The sequence below is a fragment of the Lentilactobacillus parakefiri genome (assembly GCF_002157585.1).
Taxonomy (GTDB): domain Bacteria; phylum Bacillota; class Bacilli; order Lactobacillales; family Lactobacillaceae; genus Lentilactobacillus; species Lentilactobacillus parakefiri.
The window spans coordinates 1-671 of record NZ_BDGB01000094.1; the positions used below are offsets into that span (position 1 = coordinate 1).

Sequence of the window (671 nt, forward strand, 5' to 3'; positions counted from 1 at the left end):
CATTCTCGCTATCCAGTCTCCAGAGTGCCATGAATTATCACGCTAGCGCCAGTCAAATCTTAGCGGCCATTCAAAGTTTATATGAAGCCAAGTTGCTGAGTTATCCCCGAACGGATTGTGCTTATATCACTGATGAAGAATTTGATTATTTAGTGGCTAATCTGACGAAGTATCTGGGTTTGGTCTCTAAGCCAGTCGCTTTAACCAATACCACTCCGAACAAACGCTATGTTGATGGGGAAAAAGTTGAAGAACACTATGCCATTATTATGACTAAAGTCGTGCCGACGAAAGAGAAACTAGCCAGCTTGCCTAAATTACAGCAACAAGTCTATGACTTGGTTTTAAGAACGACGTTAGCGATGTTTGCTGATCCTTACGAATATGAAGAGACCACCATTATCACCCAAGTTGGCGACGTCAATTTTAAAGCAACCGGCAAGGTCCCAACTAAGCAAGGCTGGCAAGATCTATTTGATGATCACAAAGCCGACCAGCAAGTGGCAGCCAACCTCCCGCTCGTTCACCGAGGCGATCAGGTTAAAGCAAATCTGCAAACACCGCAAAAAGAAACGGAAGTTTGTCAAATGGTGTTGAAGGATAGTTTCTATCCTTTGGAGATCTCCTCGTGTGGGAGATCTTTTTTGTTGTTTTATTAGTTGCGGCGTTTA

The 671-nt window shown here is 43.5% G+C and carries 1 pseudogene; it reads left to right on the plus strand.

Annotated features, from left to right (window positions below):
* A pseudogene (locus LPKJCM_RS09585) lies at positions 1-575 on the plus strand (DNA topoisomerase); the annotation flags it as partial.
* Positions 576-671 lie beyond the last annotated feature (96 nt).